This window comes from Leptolyngbya sp. FACHB-321 (genome assembly GCF_014695975.1).
Lineage (GTDB): Bacteria > Cyanobacteriota > Cyanobacteriia > Leptolyngbyales > Leptolyngbyaceae > Stenomitos.
Map to the genome: position 1 here is coordinate 112,693 of NZ_JACJPI010000056.1, position 16,789 is coordinate 129,481.

13 protein-coding genes, 1 tRNA gene and 1 pseudogene are annotated in these 16,789 nt (G+C 51.1%); 11 read left to right on the top strand and 4 right to left on the bottom strand.

The features are described 5' to 3' along the window. Positions 1–117: 117 nt before the first annotated feature. A complete protein-coding gene (locus H6F76_RS10540; RefSeq protein WP_190448619.1) occupies positions 118–543 on the bottom strand; it encodes a hypothetical protein in 426 nt (141 codons plus the stop codon). Positions 544–1,018: 475 nt separating this feature from the next. Here H6F76_RS10540 and H6F76_RS10545 point away from each other — a divergent pair, with 475 nt between their 5' ends. The 7 genes from H6F76_RS10545 to H6F76_RS10575 all read left to right on the top strand — a co-directional run bounded on the left by H6F76_RS10545 (position 1,019) and on the right by H6F76_RS10575 (position 7,248). Further along, positions 1,019–2,155 (top strand): citrate synthase, encoded by a 1,137-nt coding sequence (locus H6F76_RS10545; protein WP_190448618.1) that lies wholly within the window; start codon positions 1,019–1,021, stop codon positions 2,153–2,155. A 717-nt stretch (positions 2,156–2,872) separates the two neighbouring features. After that, complete coding sequence (gene nuoH, locus H6F76_RS10550) at positions 2,873–3,991, top strand: NADH-quinone oxidoreductase subunit NuoH (RefSeq protein ID WP_190508001.1); 1,119 nt, start codon at positions 2,873–2,875, stop codon at positions 3,989–3,991. Positions 3,992–4,082: 91 nt separating this feature from the next. After that, a complete protein-coding gene (gene ndhI / locus H6F76_RS10555) occupies positions 4,083–4,661 on the top strand; it encodes an NAD(P)H-quinone oxidoreductase subunit I (protein ID WP_190448674.1) in 579 nt (192 codons plus the stop codon). An 87-nt stretch (positions 4,662–4,748) separates the two neighbouring features. Further along, on the top strand, positions 4,749–5,393 hold the full coding sequence (locus H6F76_RS10560; RefSeq protein WP_190508003.1) for an NADH-quinone oxidoreductase subunit J: 645 nt from the start codon (positions 4,749–4,751) through the stop codon (positions 5,391–5,393). Positions 5,394–5,445: 52 nt separating this feature from the next. Beyond that, positions 5,446–5,751, top strand: coding sequence for an NADH-quinone oxidoreductase subunit NuoK (gene nuoK, locus H6F76_RS10565; protein WP_190448615.1), 306 nt, complete (start codon positions 5,446–5,448; stop codon positions 5,749–5,751). 81 nt (positions 5,752–5,832) lie between these two features. Beyond that, a complete protein-coding gene (locus H6F76_RS10570; protein WP_190508004.1) occupies positions 5,833–6,753 on the top strand; it encodes an NAD(+) kinase in 921 nt (306 codons plus the stop codon). A gap of 252 nt (positions 6,754–7,005) precedes the next feature. Beyond that, entirely contained in the window at positions 7,006–7,248 is a 243-nt protein-coding gene (locus tag H6F76_RS10575; protein WP_190508006.1) for a hypothetical protein, read from the top strand. Positions 7,249–7,334: 86 nt separating this feature from the next. Here the strand turns inward: H6F76_RS10575 and H6F76_RS10580 are convergent, their stop codons facing one another. Next, on the bottom strand, positions 7,335–8,846 hold the full coding sequence (locus tag H6F76_RS10580; protein ID WP_190508008.1) for a UbiD family decarboxylase: 1,512 nt from the start codon (positions 8,844–8,846) through the stop codon (positions 7,335–7,337). 30 nt (positions 8,847–8,876) lie between these two features. Here H6F76_RS10580 and H6F76_RS30990 point away from each other — a divergent pair, with 30 nt between their 5' ends. The 4 genes from H6F76_RS30990 (at position 8,877) to H6F76_RS10595 (ending at position 11,974) form a co-directional block, all read left to right on the top strand. Further along, a complete protein-coding gene (locus H6F76_RS30990; protein ID WP_277881208.1) occupies positions 8,877–9,002 on the top strand; it encodes a hypothetical protein in 126 nt (41 codons plus the stop codon). A gap of 31 nt (positions 9,003–9,033) precedes the next feature. Then, complete coding sequence (locus H6F76_RS10585) at positions 9,034–10,884, top strand: ABC transporter substrate-binding protein (RefSeq protein ID WP_242036606.1); 1,851 nt, start codon at positions 9,034–9,036, stop codon at positions 10,882–10,884. A 56-nt stretch (positions 10,885–10,940) separates the two neighbouring features. Beyond that, positions 10,941–11,795, top strand: coding sequence for a nickel pincer cofactor biosynthesis protein LarB (gene larB, locus H6F76_RS10590; RefSeq protein WP_190508011.1), 855 nt, complete (start codon positions 10,941–10,943; stop codon positions 11,793–11,795). Between the two features lie 107 nt (positions 11,796–11,902). Continuing rightward, positions 11,903–11,974 (top strand) — tRNA-Gln (locus H6F76_RS10595). A gap of 494 nt (positions 11,975–12,468) precedes the next feature. On the opposite strand, the gene H6F76_RS10600 is transcribed toward H6F76_RS10595, so the two are convergent. Together H6F76_RS10600 and H6F76_RS10605 are read right to left on the bottom strand one after the other, a co-directional pair. Further along, on the bottom strand, positions 12,469–14,139 hold the full coding sequence (locus H6F76_RS10600; protein ID WP_190508012.1) for a C25 family cysteine peptidase: 1,671 nt from the start codon (positions 14,137–14,139) through the stop codon (positions 12,469–12,471). Between the two features lie 33 nt (positions 14,140–14,172). After that, positions 14,173–16,789 (bottom strand): annotated as a pseudogene (locus H6F76_RS10605) (hypothetical protein); the annotation flags it as partial.

Here is a 16,789-nt window from a genome sequence, read left to right on the forward strand (position 1 = left end):
TGTATAAGGCGTAGTTGTACACTTGTAGCCAGAACGATTCAGTCCACCCCACATCGAAAGAAGCGGTCACATAAAGAGCGCTATAGAGACAAGACTGCACAGCGAACCAATCACAATCTAATTTGGTATCTGAGTTACCAACGACTCCAACCAAGGCTGAAATTGGTCACGACGGAACACTTGTGCCCGACGGCGGTAATCAAATCGAAGCAAACTGGGAATGCCGTGCTTCCTGACACATTCTTTTAACCAGGAGGCAACGCCTTGTCCTTCCTCAGGAACCATTTCGGCTTGAAATGGACCATACATCAAAACCAGCATACTATGCGCCTGCAGAGGCGCATCTCGTTCAATTAAGCTCGCCAAACTTGGATGAGAAGAACGAGACTGGCTCGCCATTCTTACTTCGGTGTCTTCTCGGCTAACGCGCTCTCGTAGCGTTTTGGTCATCTCGCGTTGCACAGTTGATGCACTGTATGCTTGCGTTGCATCTTCTCGAGTTGAATCAGTGTCCAACTTGTGACGAGATCGTCTCTGGGTCATAAAACTCCTAGTTTGAAAGGGCTAAGGCAGCCACATCATCCCTCCCTCAAAAATGCAGGGTTACAAGGGGGAACGGTTAGCTTGTCAACATAAATTGAAGCTGTTTACAGTAGCAGGCTACGTCTCTATGCAGTAGCAGGCTGCCTAGCTAAATAATAACTAATTTTGTCTGATGCGGCAATTTTTCGCATCAAAAATACTTACTTTGTGGTAATGCTGAATGCGATCACAAGATTATGCTGCTTTATAAGCTAATAGCGTTTTTACACCCCATGCTGAAGATAGACATCTTGCTAGAAGCGCTAGAATTTTATTAATTTTGTTAATTGTTGTGAATCTCAACGTCTACAACGTAGAGAAACTGGCATTACCTTGCAGCAAGACTAGCCGATCGGTCGGCTCAGAGGGATACAGTTTTCTAGTTTCTGATAAGTTAGCTTGAGTAAGCCCATTTTTGTAAGTAAACGGTAGAACTATGACTGTCTGCGAATATAGGGCAGGTCTAGAAGGCATTCCCGCCACTCAGTCCAGCATTAGTTTTGTTGATGGACAGCGAGGCGTTTTAGAATATCGCGGGATTGCCATTGAAGAGTTAGCGTCTAAAGGCAACTTTCTAGAAACGGCATATCTCCTTATTTGGGGCGAATTGCCAACCGAAGCAGAATTAGAGTTGTTTGAGCACGAAATTACTTATCATCGACGACTCAAATATCGCGTTCGTGACATGATGAAGTGCTTTCCTGAAAGTGGGCACCCAATGGACGCGCTACAGGCATGTGCAGCAGCACTGGGGCTGTTTTACTCTCGCCGTGCGCTTGATGATCCCACGTATATCCGTGAGGCTGTAGTCAGGCTGTTAGCAAAAATTCCTACAATGGTGGCAGCGTTTCAACTGATGCGGAAGGGTAATGACCCTGTGCAACCCCGTGATGATCTAGGGTATGCCGCAAATTTTCTCTATATGCTGAATGAGCGAGAGCCAGATCCGTTTCCGGCTCATATTTTTGATGTGTGCTTGATGCTTCATGCCGAACACACCATCAATGCTTCAACGTTTTCAGCCCTGGTAACGGCTTCGACGCTAACCGATCCGTATGCGGTGGTTGCGTCTGCTGTTGGAACGCTGGCTGGACCTCTACATGGCGGAGCGAATGAGGAAGTTATTCTCATGCTAGAGGAAATTGGCACAGTGGAAAATGTGCGCCCCTGGTTAGCGAAGCAGTTAGCCCAGAAAGGCAAGATTATGGGCTTTGGTCATCGTGTCTATAAGGTGAAGGATCCACGCGCTACAATCTTGCAGCATTTAGCAGAGCAACTGTTTGAAAAGTATGGTCGTGATGAGTATTACGATGTGGCGGTTGAACTGGAGAAAGCAGTTGAGGAGAATTTGGGTCACAAGGGTATTTATCCAAATGTAGACTTTTATTCAGGGGTGGTTTATCGAAAATTGGGTATTCCATCTGATTTATTCACCCCAGTTTTTGCGATCTCCCGCACGGCTGGTTGGTTAGCACACTGGAAGGAGCAGCTCAACGAGAATCGGATTTTCCGCCCAACCCAGATTTATACAGGGACACACGAGGCAGCATATGTGCCGATCGCGCAACGTTAAAGGTCTGTCAAAACTAGTTAGCCAGTAGCTGAATGTAATCAGCTACTGAAAATCAAGGAGTTGATTAGGGCGGATTTTCAACGGTTTTCAGCCCGCCAAACTTTTTCTGACAGAGCACCAGAGGAGCGATCAATGCCACTTTTTCGCTGTCAGCATATTTTCCAATCGCTTGCATGATGGGTGGCACCCCTCTTGCCTTCTAGCAATGCTCTTGTAAGGATGGTGTTAGTGACGATTTTCAGGAACTCCAGCCCTCAAACTTTGGTTTCGGGGGCTTCTTTATTGGGCAATAAGGGCAAGACAACGATACAGGCTTGCCCTTTATAGCTCTGCCACACTTCTTAGAAAGCTTTGTTGAGCTACAGGTACTCAACTGAGTACTAGGCAGGAAAGATTACCTCTTACTTGACCCCATCTGTCACCTTTATCTGGAGCAAGGTTGACTTCAGAGATGGTTCTTCGTTGTCTACGACTGATTATGGCTTGGTTCTATAGCAATGTTTCGTATTTATCTATAGCGATTTGCGATCGTGCGGCGGCAATCCAACGATATACTAGGGACGCAGAGCCGTGTAACAGCATTGTTACTCAAAGATAAATCAACAGTTGGCAGGCTTCAGGTAGCAAAAAAGCTTTGGTCTTATCAATGTGCTGCCCGCTGTGTTTAGTTGATTGTCAACAACGATTTACTGAGTGATGACTCAATCCAGGTAAGCAATGAACTCAGGAATAGACTTACAGGAAACTTTTATTCAATCCCTTACCGACTTGGGATTGTCGGCAGGTGCCGCAAAGGCTGTCTGGATGCCGCTACCGATGCTGCTGATGCTGGTGGGTGCAACAGTTGGCGTGTTGGTGGTGGTTTGGCTAGAGCGGAAGATTTCGGCGGCGGCGCAACAACGGATTGGTCCCGAATATATTGGTCCACTAGGTGTCTTGGCACCTGTAGCAGACGGCTTGAAGCTGGTCTTTAAAGAAGATGTGGTTCCAGCAAACTCGGATGCCCTACTGTTCACGTTGGGTCCTGTAATTGTGGTGATTCCGGTCTTTTTGTCTTACCTAATTGTGCCGTTTGGGCAGAATTTAGTGGTGACAGATGTAGGAATGGGCGTGTTTTTGTGGATTGCCCTATCAAGTGTCGCGCCGATCGGTCTGCTCATGTCGGGCTATGCCTCGAACAATAAATATTCTTTGCTCGGTGGCTTACGGGCAGCGGCACAGTCAATTAGCTATGAAATTCCGCTCGCGTTGTCGGTGCTGGCGATCGCGATGATGTCTAACTCGCTGAGCACGATCGATATTGTGCAGCAGCAGTCGGGTTATGGCATTCTAGGCTGGAACATTTGGCGGCAGCCTGTAGGTTTTGTCATTTTTTGGATTGCAGCCCTGGCAGAATGTGAGCGGATGCCGTTTGATTTGCCAGAAGCGGAAGAAGAGTTAGTAGCAGGCTATCAGACTGAATATTCAGGGATGAAGTTTGCACTCTTCTACCTAGGTTCCTACGTCAATTTGGTGCTGTCGGCGCTTTTGGTAGCGGTACTGTATCTGGGCGGCTGGGATTTTCCGATACCACTGACGTTTGTGGCTGACCTACTAGGCATTGACGAGTTCAATCCGATCTTTCAGGTTGTGACAGCTTCGCTTGGCATTACCATGACGATACTGAAAGCCTATTTTCTCGTTTTTCTAGCAATTCTGCTGCGGTGGACTGTGCCTCGCGTTCGCATTGACCAACTGTTGGATTTAGGCTGGAAGTTTCTTTTGCCCATTTCGCTTGTTAATCTCTTGCTGACTGCTGCCCTCAAGCTAACGTTTCCCTTTGCTTTTGGCGGTTGAGCCAGAAGGATAAGGACTTAAGGCTCAAGGCTAAACAGACGCAATGCTTCTCCATCATTTATCCTTACATCCTTTCTAAAAGAGTCTTATGCTGAAGTTTCTTAAGCAAGTCAGCGACTACACCAAAGAAACAGTGCAAGCGGCAAAGTTTATCGGTCAGGGACTTGCAGTAACCTTTGACCATATGCAGCGTCGCCCGGTAACAGTACAGTATCCCTACGAGAAGTTGATTCCGTCAGAGCGGTTTCGGGGTCGTATTCACTTTGAGTTTGATAAGTGTATTGCGTGCGAAGTCTGTGTGCGGGTTTGCCCTATTAATCTGCCAGTTGTAGATTGGGAGTTTAACCCTGAGACGAAAAAGAAGAAGCTAAATCACTACAGCATCGATTTTGGTGTCTGTATTTTCTGCGGCAATTGTGTAGAGTATTGCCCAACAAACTGTCTGTCGATGACAGAAGAGTATGAGCTTTCGACCTACGATCGCCACGAATTGAACTACGATAATGTCGCGCTGGGTCGCTTACCGTATAAGGTAACTGAAGATCCAATGGTAACGCCGTTACGAGAGTTTGCTTACTTGCCAAAGGGCGTTATTGAGCCGCATGGCTTGCCAGCCGGATCACGTCGGGCAGGGCTACGTCCTGAAGAAATTGTTGACACAGAGAAATAAGTGGTTAGCAGTCAGCGATTGGCTCTGGAACGCGCTCCAAGCTGTCGCTGAAGGCTGATTGCTCCTAAGTAAGGAGACTGAGTTACCGTGAATTTAGCCGAAGGCGTTCAGATTGTTTCGTTTGGCTTGCTGTCTCTGATGGCGATCGGGTCAGCGTTGGGTGTTGTTTTGCTTGCCAATATTGTGTACTCCGCGTTTCTGCTGGGTGGTGTCTTTATCAGCATTGCAGGGCTGTATCTGCTGCTGAATGCTGATTTTGTGGCAACCGCTCAGGTGCTGATCTACGTGGGTGCGGTCAACGTGCTGATTTTGTTTGCCATCATGCTGGTGAACAAGCGTCAAGCGTTTGTGACTGTGCAACGCGCTTGGATTCGGCGAGTTTCAACCGCGGTAGTCTGTTCCGGGTTGTTCTCACTTTTGGCAGTAATGGTTGCCTCTACGCCGTGGTCGTTCTCTACGGGGGCTGCCGCAGGAAATGGTGCGATCGTGACGATCGGCAAACATTTTTTTACTGACTTCTTGCTGCCGTTTGAGTTGGCATCGGTTCTATTGCTCATGGCACTAATTGGAGCCGTTGTCTTGGCACGACGTGAGTTGCTGTCTGATGATATGGTTGCACCCCTCCAGCAGCCTGCGCTGACTTTGCCAGAGCGTCCGCGTGAACTGGTTGCTGTCGGCACTACACCCCCAGAAGCCACGATCGCACGCCTGCCCTCGGACCAAAATAGTTAGAAGCTGACCGCTAATACTAAGATTTTCGTTTCATTGCAAAAAGGATGGCTCTATGCAGCTTCAATACTTTCTGATTCTGGCAGCGGCACTGTTTTGTATTGGCATCTTTGGCTTAATTACCAGCCGTAATGCAGTGCGCGTGCTGATGTCGATCGAGCTCATGCTGAATGCAGTGAACTTGAATTTGATGGCATTTTCTAACTATTTGGATGCTCAAGATGTAAAGGGGCAAGTGTTCACCACGTTTGTGATTGCGATCGCGGCGGCTGAAGCGGCTGTAGGGCTGGCGATCGTGCTTGCTATCTATCGCAACCGTGACACAGTGGATATGGAGCAGTTTAATCTGCTGAAGTGGTAGCGTTGGGCAGAGTTGTTAGTTATTAGTTGTTAATTGATTGAGCGCTAATAGCCAGAAATTAAACACCAACAGCGATTTAACGTGCAACTGAAGCAGGTCATCATTGCTCATAAAGCTGGCGATTCAATGAGCCAGCGCTGGGCTGAAAAGTGCGCCAAGCAGCTAGAGAACCGATACTGCAAGGTTTTGATGGGACCCAGCGGACCGAAAGACAATCCGTACCCGGTCTTCCTTGCTTCGGTCACTCATCCAATCGACCTGGCGATCGTGCTGGGTGGTGATGGCACAGCCTTGACGGCAGCGCGTCATCTTTCTGCTGACCACATCCCAATTCTGGCAATCAATGTAGGTGGGCATTTAGGCTTTCTTACAGAGTCTTTAGAAGACTTTGAAAATTCTGAGCAGGTTTGGGATCGTCTGCTGGAGGATCGCTTTGCGATACAGCAGCGCATGATGTTGCAGGCGGGGTTGTTTGAGGGGCATCGCACCAATCTAGAGTTGGTGAGCGATCGCTACCTCGCGCTAAACGAAATGTGCATCAAACCTGCCTCTGCCGATCGCATGATCACGTCCATTCTGGAAATGGAAATTGATGGCGAAGTGGTAGATCAGTACCAGGGCGACGGACTGATTGTGTCAACGCCAACGGGATCCACTTGCTATACCGTGGCAGCAAATGGTCCGATTATTCATCCTGGTATGAATGCAATTTCGGTGACGCCGATCTGCCCTTTGAGTCTTTCGAGCCGCCCGATCGTTTTGCCCCCCGGTTCAGTGGTTAGCATCTGGCCCCTGGCTGACCATGAATTGAATACAAAGCTCTGGATGGATGGCGTGCTAGCAACATCCATTTGGCCGGGCCAGCGTGTCGATATCCGCAACGCAGACTGTCAGGCACGGTTTATCATTCTGAGAGAAGATTACTCTTATTACCAGACGCTACGCGAGAAACTGCAATGGGCAGGTGCAAGAGTTCGCTACAACAATCATCACCGCAACTAAAAATAAGACATTAGTTTAGCTACAGATATATAGGCAAGTGCAATCAGGTGATTCAACCGCCTCAAACGTAGTCTCAACCCAATAGTTTCAGTAAGTTTCATTGAGCGCCGCTACGTAATAGCATTTTGGGGCTAGGGAATGACGCTACGGCAATCTGTTGAACTCAGGCTAGGATTCCATCCCCAGACTGACGTAGAGCATTGAAAACGGTTCGACACTGATCGATACCACACGATGTAATGGGTTACAGCCATGACTTCAGAAAATACGACCAGAAATGACCCTCCGTTCCGTACGCCGAACCCTACAGAACTGAAAGCTGCCGCAGTGGAAGATTCGATTTTAGATCGGTATCCACATGAGACGGATGACGATATCAATGAGGAACATCCAGAAGCGAAACAAGCTGATGTTGTTGATACAAGCGTTGACGATCGCCCTGTGGATCAAGAGACCAGTAGCCAAACGGTTAAAGCGAACCTCTCAGGACATTAGTCGACCGTCTGCACCATTTAAAGCTGAGAGCAAACAGTTGATTGCAACTCCACACTTATGCAGCGCTGCCCAACGGAAGGCTTTCACTACCGCATATCGTAACCAAAGAGATTCGGGTTCACTTCACCAAGATTCAGGTCTGCCAAGCCGTATTCTGCCCAACGTCGATCGACCATTGCGGCTGTATCAGGATCGGACTCTAGCGGTGTATTCCAAACGCGATCGGTTTCCGGTGGCATCTTAGTTGTGGCATCAATGCCCATTCGACTACCCAAGCCTGCTTTCTCAGTCGCAAAATCAAGTGAGTCAAAGGGCGTATTCGGCAGAATGAAGACATCCCGTGCCGGATCAACCTTAGAGGCGATCGCCCAGACAACGGCACGCGGATCGCGGATATTGGTGTCTTTATCCACAATGATGACAAACTTGGTGTAAGTAAACTGTGGCAAAGCGCTCCAAAAGGCAAGTGCGGCACGACGAGCATGACCCGGATAAGCTTTGTCGATCGCCAGAATTGCTGTTTTATAGCTCAACGTCTCCATTGGCAGGAAGAAATCCACAATTTCTGGTACTTGCTGGCGCAGAATCGGCGTGTAAATACGGTTCAGCGCCAGCGCCATCATCGCGTCTTCCTTCGGTGGACGACCGCTAAATGTGGTGAGATAAATCGGGTCTTTGCGATGGGTGATGCACTGAAAGCGAAGGAGAGGTGCCGCTTCATTCACACCGCCGTAAAAGCCCATGTGGTCACCTGCGGGACCATCAACACCCGTTTCGCCAGGAGTAATCGTACCCTCCAGCACCATTTCTGAATCGGCAGGCACTTCCAAGTCAACAGTTTTGCACTTGGCGAGATGTACACCCTGTCCACCATACAACCCTGCAAACAGCCATTCCGATAGGTCGATCGGTAAAGGCGTAGCGGCTGCCATAATGATCAGAGGATCAACACCTAGCGCGATCGCCACTTCCAGCTTTTGTCCCCGTTCGGCTGCTTTGCGGAGATGGCGTGTTGCCCCCCGTACCGAAAGCCACTGCACCGTCATCGTATTTTTAGACTGCAACTGCAAGCGATACACGCCGACATTCACAGTCTTCGTTTCGCAGTCTTTGGTGATCATCAAACCCAGCGTCACGACTTTGTTTGCATCGCCGGAATAGACTCGCAGCAGCGGCAGTTTGGTTAAATCTACATCCTCACCTTTCAGCACAATTTGATGGCAAGGAGGGAGAAAATCACGACTGGGCTTGGCTTTCAGTACATCAAAGAGTGCCTGCCCTAGAGCGATCGCCTGCGGCACTGTTTTTGGTGGTCTGGGTTGATACAGAAGCGCCAGTTTCTTGCCCAGCGTTTCGAGTTCCGCGGGTTGCTCTAGGTTCATTGCCCAGCAGACCCGCTCCACAGTCCCCATCAGATTCACGGCAACGGCATGGGACGAGCCTTTAACATTCTCAAACAGGAGCGCTGGACCACCCTTTTGCAGCATCCGTTGGGCGATTTCAGCAATCTCCAAATCTGGATCGACCAGGGCTGTAATCCGCCGCAGTTGTCCGCGTTGCTCTAGCTGTTTGATAAATCCGCGCAGGTCTCTCGTCATGATGAAGCCATGTAAAGCATCTCTCTCATTATGAAGCGAATTGTCAATGCTCTGGACGACGATCAACCGGGCATTAGCAATTCGTTTGAAACCCTGGCACTAAAAGAGAGTGTGCTAGATCAGCCGTTGATACTACCAACCAAAGCAGAAAATTGAGGTAAGGTGTTTTTGTGTTGGCGGCAATGGCATGATGCGTTTGGTTTTAAGTGTGCTGAGACGATTGAACAAGCTGAGGCACCTGACCGGATTAGGGCAACGGTGGGTAGTTGCGTTCGCGCTGGGACTAGCGATCGCCCTTACCCTCACAGGCTGCCAGCTACGGCAGCTTCGCACACAGGCGGCGCAAGGTAGCCAACTTGTCATTAGCACTATTACCGACCCTAATACCTTTAACTTTGCTAATAAAAACACCTTCCCCAGCATCTTTCTCTTTGCCTACGACTGTTTGACCACAGAAAATGGGGTGACAGGTGCGATCGAGCCAGCGTTGGCAGAGTCATGGCAGGTTTCAGACGATGACAAACGAGTAGTTTTTACGCTGCGTCCTGGTTTGAAATGGTCGGATGGCGTACCCTTAACCGCTGATGACGTGGTGTTTACCTATCAGGATATTGTGGCAAATCCAGATGTGCCGACGGATGCGAAGGAGGGCATTCAGATTGGGGTCAACAAAGCTTATCCTAAGGTGCGAAAGCTGGACGATCGACGGGTTGAATTTATCTTGCCAGAACCCTTTGCACCCTTGATTCGCGCCACAGCCGGACCCGATGGTATTGTGATTCTGCCAAAACACGCCCTTGCCAACACCTTGAAAACAAAGGAACGGGACGGCAATCTCACGTTTCTCTCCACCTGGGGCACCGATACCGACCCAAGAAAAATTGTGGTGAACGGTCCTTACCAGATGGAAAGCTACACACCTGGGCAACGACTGGTCTTTCGCCGCAATCCTTACTACTGGCGTAAGGATGAACAGGGCACGCAACTGCCTTATATTGATCGCATTGTCTGGCAAATTGTTGAAAATCTCGATACGCAGCTTTTACGATTTCGTTCGGGCGAGATGGACGCGATCGGCGATGTGCGTCCGTTGCGAGCAGAGTATGTGTCTCTGCTGAAGCGTGAAGAACAGCGTGGTCGCTTTACGATCCAGGATGGTGGTCCCTGGTCGGGTACACTTTACCTCACCTTTAACCTAAACAAGGCAAAAAATAAGGATGGCAAGCCGTTTGTCGATCCCATTAAATCGCGCTGGTTCAACACCTTAGCGTTTCGGCAAGCGGTGGCATACGCGATCGATCGTCAGCGCATCAACAACAACATTTTTCGTGGACTGGGCGTGATTCAAAATTCGCCTATCTCAGTGCAAAGCCCTTATTTCCTTCAAGACGGGCTTAAGGTCTACGACTACAACCTGGACAAAGCCAGAACCCTACTTACCCAAGCAGGCTTTACGTATAACGCGCAAGGGCAACTGTTTGATGTCGATGGCAATCGCGTGCAGTTTAACCTGATCACCAACGCGAATAACCTGACACGGGTAGCGATCGGCGCACAGGTGCAGCAAGACCTCGGCAAAATTGGCATACAGGTAAATTATCAGCCGATCAACTTCAATGTGCTGATTGAGAGAACGAGCAGTTCGCGCAATTGGGATGCCCACATTATTGGCTTTACAGGCGGTGTTGAGCCGCATGCTGCCTCTAACCTATGGGTCAGCAGTGGTGCCTCCCATGCCTTTAACCTCAAGCAACAGCCCGGACAACCACCTATTCAAGGTTGGGCACCCAATGACTGGGAAACAGAAATCGATCGCCTCTTCATCACAGGCGCACGGGAGCTTGACGAAACCAAACGTAAAGCCATCTATGCCGACTTCCAGCGCCTCGTCCAGGAACAACTGCCTGTCATCCATCTTGTCAACGATCGCGCCCTCATGGCAGTACGCGATCGCGTCCAGGGACTCAAGTACACAGGTTTACCCAGTTGGGGACTATGGAATATTCAAGAACTTAGAATAAGAAAGGATAAAGTCTGAAAGCTTCAGGCTAAAAGCCAAGAACACTTTATCCTTCGTCCTTTATCCTTTCCCCCGTGACCCAACCCGATCAACTCAAGCGCCTCCTTCATGCCGTTGCTGCTGGTGAACTGACACCAGAGCTAGCCTTTGACACGCTCAAACACCTCGACTTCGAGACCGTTGAGGACTTCGCACGCATCGATCATCACCGCGCCATTCGCACTGGTTTTCCCGAAGTTATTTGGGGACCGGGCAAGACCCCCGACCAGATTGCCCAAATCATGGAAGTCATGCGCGATCGTACCGCTGTCGTTATGGCAACCCGCATTGAGCCAGATGTCTACACCCAACTCAAAGCAAAAGTGCCGGATGTGGAGTATTACGCCACGGCACGAATTTGTGCGTTGAAAAGTAATCAGAAGGCAGAAGGCAGAAGGCAGAAGGCAGAAGGCAGCGAGCAGAGTCACCCCACTCCCCACTCCCCACTCCCCACTCATCCCGGCACCATCAACATTCTCTCTGCCGGAACCGCTGATCTACCCGTCGCTGAGGAGGCAGCTATAACAGCCACACTGTGCGGCTTTAAGGTAAATCGACTTTGGGATGTGGGGGTGTCGGGCATTCATCGGTTACTCGAAAACCGCTGGGCGATCGTCGAAGCCGATGTCCTGATCGTAGTTGCAGGTATGGAAGGTGCCTTACCTAGCGTGGTCGCAGGTCTCGCAGATTGTCCCATCGTTGCTGTACCTACCAGCGTTGGCTACGGCGCTAGCTTCAATGGTTTGGCACCACTGCTGACTATGCTCAACTCTTGTGCTGCGGGAGTCGGGGTTGTGAACATTGACAATGGGTTTGGTGCCGCTATTTTGGCAGGACAAATTTTGCGAACCGCTAACAGACTCAGAGACCGGCTAACGGTTGAAGGATAAATAATGCCTCACACGCATGAAGCACTGTCTGCGATCGCCCAACCTTTTGCACCCAAATCTTGACACGTATGGCATGAAAACTGCTATATTGTTTACTGATGACGCGTTGGGGCGTCGCCAAGTGGTAAGGCAGCGGGTTTTGGTCTCGCCATCCCTAGGTTCGAATCCTAGCGCCCCAGTTTTAGATCTCAGCCATTTGTACCGTGACAGAGTTTTGTTATAAAGCTGGTGGTGACAAACTAATAGTGGACGAGATGCGGTTGCGCAAACCTACAACAAGAATCCTTAGAGTGATCTAAAGGCAGGTTCAGTCCTAAGGTTTGCTAGAACATAAAATGTCCGTACTAGTTTTGATAATATCTAAAATTGCGAAAGCCCCTGAAACATAAGTTTCAGGGGCTTTCAGTTTTGTACAGTGACTAATTAAACGTCATTGAGACAAATTAGTGTCGTCGGGCTGAAATTACCTTGGGAAAGGCATTTCGAGGTTTTGACGACCCTCCGTAGTATTCCTAGAGCCTAGTTTCAAGTGACAAATTAGGTGACGCGTTAGAGATTTATGACAAATTAACTGTCTACTTTCCTCAATCTCTAAGATCAGGTGAGTGACAGATTAGATGTCGTATAGCCGTGCGTGTCGTGGTCAGTGGCCGTCTAATGGTTTCAAGCTTGCTCAATCAGCCCTCTCAAGGCGGTCAAGTCGCTGCGTCAAGGCTTGCATGCTTCCCTGCAAGCTAGTTATTTCTGCTTGCAGAGTTTTTACTTGAGTCTCCAGTTCAATGAGACGATCCTTGGCTTCTGGGGTGGATCCATCAGTTTGGACTGGCGACATGTTGCCAGCCGCTGCTTGAGAGGGAGTACCCGATGGCTTAAACCAAACAATGGGCTTGTCATCGGTGCTTTGAGACGTAGGCTGGCTAACAGCCACCCTCACTGCCGGATCGCCGAAAACAATGAAGTTACGGGCATTGTGACTGCGGGTCCAGAGTTCGGCAATCTCTTTATCCTTTTTGTTGTCGTTTTGAATGCCCAAGTTACAGTCCGATGCGAGTTCGGCGTATTCCTGGTTAAAGTATTCCATCGCGTAGCCCACTGGCCACTGTCGCATTAAGCAAGTGAGCGCACTTTGGAACACGGCCCACTGTTTTATCTGGCTGTTCTTAAATGAGTGAGTCCAAGCCCGATCGACATGCCCAATGACGGCAAGTGCTCCTCCCTTTTCGTGGCTTAGGAGTTTTTGGGGTAGTCGTGCGACAAAGGACTGGTCGGCTAATTCGGCCTCACCGTCTCGATGTTTGAAGTCATTGAACTGAGGGGTGCCCAGGCCGTAGCAGGCGAAGTGGAAGGCAATCATGCCGTGGATGTTAGCCTTAGCCTGGATATCGGTCGCACTAAAGAGGTGCTGCTCTGGGTCTGGCTGACCTAGAAAGGGTGCCCAGTCTTGAGTGACTAGAGCCCCTTGAAAAGCCCGTTGTTGGGGATGATCCTTGGGATAGCCAACACCGTGGCTAGCGGTAAACAAAAGGGCAGGAGCAGACTCCTGATTCAGGAGTTGATCCAGGTTGGCTTTGCTTGCAGAGAGATGAGGGGAAGCGTCGTTGTCGCCAATTAAGGGAGAGGTTGCCCAATCAGAGTGGCTATTGGTTAGCCACTGAGACAAGGGGGTCATCAGGTGTTTGGCACTCAGTTGAGTGGCGTTGTCGCCTCTATTGCTAACGCCCCAAAACTTGATGTGGCGAGGGCGCTCGATCCGTTCGTCTTCAGCGCGCACAATGCTTCGGGCGTAGTAGGCATACTCCTCTAAAGTGTCAAAGTAGATGCGACCGACAGCGTATTGCACGTCGAGTTGATACTGAAACTCGTAGGGAATCGTGGCAGGATCGCCCACAATGAGGAGGTAATACGGCACGCCTCGGTCAGGATCGACCGCGCCAGAACCAGGGGCACCTTGCTTAGAGAGAAACTGGTTTTTGTCCCACTTCGGATTGAAGACAAAGACTTTGTAGTAATCTTCACAGGTTTGGGTGGCTTGTTGCTGCCGACGGTGCAGCAGCAGCCCCAGACCATCCTCGGACTGAAGCGACTCTAAGGTGTAGTGAGTGTAGCTTTGGGCGAAGATCACGCCCCATCCCGCTTTTGCCAGGTCAGTCGGATCGACCCATGCAGCCGGAGCCTTTGACTGATCGCGCAGTTCTGCCCGGCTGCGCAGTTCCATCTGGTGTGGGTCGGTAAAAGGAGTGCCGGCGACCATCGCTTTAGCCTGAGTAGTGATTTGCTTGTCGGTCTTAGCGGGGAAGAGGTATTCGCCCGTTGCACCATTGATACCGTTTTCGTAGTCAGCCATGCGTCATTTGGTTCTAGGTTTGCAGTCGTTTTGTTAACCAAACAGCGTTTTGATCTCATCTTCGCTAAAGGGATCTTGACCAGCTTTTAGAGCGTTAACCCACCGCTGGCGCTGTTCTTTCTGGTCAACCGACGTATTAGAGTCAGCGATATAAAACTCGAAATCTTTCATAGCGCTGTCGCGGTTGCGCTTACCACCTGCTAGAACTCTAGCAACGCCTAGGGTGTCGCGTTGTCCGGCGTTCTCAGGTTCGGCTTTTAAGGCTTCTTGGCTAGCTTCCAGTAGAGCCTTAACCAGTTTCGGTTTCTTGGCAGCATGGAGACTGCCCCACCAGAGCAAGAAGTTCCAATCATCAGCCGTGATTGTTAAGGCTGGATCGTAGACTTGAGCAGTTTGATAGGCTTCAAGAGCCTGCTGAACATTGTCTGGTAACATTTGCCCCTTTTTCACTAAGGTTTTGCCCTGGTCAAGCAGTACAGGTGCTGCAATGCGTTTAGCTTCTGTTTCAGGTTCTAGCTCTAACTCAGGGGCATAGTGCTTAGCTTGAGCAAATTTGGCAGTGGCTTCCTCAAGCTTGAGCTCCTTGGCCAAGCGTTGCCCCCTTTCCACTAAAACAGGAACTGCAATGCGTTTAGCTTCTGCTTCGGGTTCTAGCTCTAACTCAGGGGCATAGTGCTTAGCTTGAGCAAATTTGGCAGTGGCTTCCTCAAGCTTGAGCTCCTTGGCTAAGCGTTGCCCCCTTTCCACCAAAACAGAAACTGCAATCCGTTTGGCTTCTGCTTCGGGTTCTAGCTCTAACTCAGGGGCATAGTGCTTAGCTTGAGCAAATTTGGCAATTGCTTCCTCAAGCTTTAGATGGAGTGCATTCAAGATTCCCTGAAGCTTTAAGGCAGCGGAAGTGAACCGATTGACCTCTGTAGCAGGATCTAGATCTAACCCAGACGCTTGCGCCTGCTTAAACTTGTCCAACGCCTGCTCATAGTGACCTGAGCGAGCAAACTTTTCTCCTTGCTGCCGTAGGATAGGAACGAGCAAACATCTGGCAGAGGTTTCTAACGCTTCAGGGGAGAGTCGCTCAGGATGACTGTCAATGGTGGCTTTTGCGGGCTTACCGCATTGCAAGGCGAGCTTGAACTGCTTCAGGGCGAGAGCGTTCCCAGCGACAGAGTCCAGGTTCTCAGCCAGCAGGTATCCTTGCTCGAAGAGACGAGTTCTAGCCGCCCATCCCTCTTGGTCGTAAGTCCAGTTATTTCCCAGCTTTTGCAAACAGCCTCTCAACCAGGAGCGCCATTCGTTACGGAGCCACACCCGCACCGTGTTGTCCCCACTACCGCTGACGATGGTCTGACCATCGCCGCTGAGCCCCACCGAGTAGACAGCGTCGGTATGACCCTCGAGGGTGCGCAGAAGGGTGCCATCCAGGCTCCACACCCGCACCGTGTTGTCCCCACTACCGCTGATGATGGTCTGACCATCGCCGCTGAGCCCCACCGAGTAGACAGCGCCGGTATGACCCTCGAGGGTGCGCAGGAGGGTGCCGTCCACGCTCCACACCCGCACCGTGTTGTCCCCACTACCGCTGACGATGGTCTGACCATCGCCGCTGAGCCCCACCAATAAGGCAGCGCCGGTATGACCCTCAAGGGTGCGCAGGAGGATGCCGTCCAGGCTCCACACCCGCACCGTCTCGTCCTGACTGCCGCTGATGATGGTCAGACCATCGCCGCTGAGCCCCACCGCGTGGACAGCGTCGGTATGACCCTCAAGGGTGCGCAGGAGGGTGCCGTCCAGGCTCCACACTCGCACCGTGTTGTCGTCACTACCGCTGATGATGGTCTGACCATCGCCGCTGAGCCCCGCCGAGTTGACAGCGTCGGTATGACCCTCAAGGGTGCGCAGGAGGGTGCCGTCCAGGCTCCACACTCGCACCGTGTTGTCGCTACTGCCGCTGACGATGGTCTGACCATCGCCGCTGAGCCCCACCGAGTAGACAGCGCCGGTATGACCCTCAAGGGTGCGCAGGAGGGTGCCGTTCAGGCTCCACACCCGCACCGTCCCGTCCTGACTACCGCTGACGATGGTCTGACCATCGCCGCTGAGCCCCACCGAGTAGACAGAGCTGGTATGGTCTGCGAGGGTGCGCAGGAGGGTGCCGTCCAGGCTCCACACCCGCACCGTCTCGTCCTGACTGCCGCTGATGATGGTCTGACCATCGCCGCTGAGCCCCACCGATAAGACAGCGCCGGTATGACCCTCAAGGGTGCGCAGGAGGGTGCCATCCAGGTTCCACACCCGCACCGTGTCGTCATGACTGCCGCTGACGATGGTCTGACCATCGCCGCTGAGCGCCACTGAGGAGACAGCGCCGGTATGACCCTCGAGGGTGCGCAGGAGGGTGCCGTCCAGGCTCCACACCCGCACCGTTTTGTCCCCACTACCGCTGACGATGGTCTGACCATCGCCGCTGAGCCCCACCGCGTGGACAGCGCCGGTATGACCCTCAAGGGTGTGCAGGAGGGTGCCGTCCAGGCTCCACACTCGCACCGTGTTGTCCCCACTACCGCTGATGATGGTCTGACCATCGCCGCTGAGCCCCACCGAGGAGACAGCGCCGGTATGACCCTCAAGGGTGCGCAGGAGGGTGCCGTCC